This window comes from Alcanivorax sp. HI0044 (assembly GCF_001634945.1).
Map to the genome: position 1 here is coordinate 1 of NZ_LWEZ01000770.1, position 294 is coordinate 294.

1 protein-coding gene is annotated in these 294 nt (G+C 55.6%); it reads right to left on the minus strand.

All coding sequences use genetic code 11. The features are described from left to right. Window positions 1-294, minus strand: a 294-nt coding sequence (locus tag A3730_RS09175; RefSeq protein ID WP_304439483.1) for a DNA gyrase subunit A, incomplete at both ends; no start/stop codon positions are given.

The following is a 294-nucleotide window of genomic DNA, read 5'->3' on the forward strand; positions in this document are numbered from 1 at the left end:
ACGGTATTGATACCGAATACCGATTCCATCTGGGTCTGCTGGTAGAGGTTGTTGAGCACCACCTCGGCATTCTCGCCACGGCGCAGCTCGATCACGATGCGCATACCTTCCTTGTCGGACTCGTCGCGCAGTTCAGTGATGCCTTCAATTTTCTTGTCTTTCACCAGCTCGGCGATCTTCTCGATCAAGCGTGCCTTGTTCACTTGATAGGGAATCTCGGTGACGATGATGGCTTCTTTGCCGCTCTTGTCGGTGGCCTCGATCTCGGCGCGGGCACGCATANACACCCGGCCA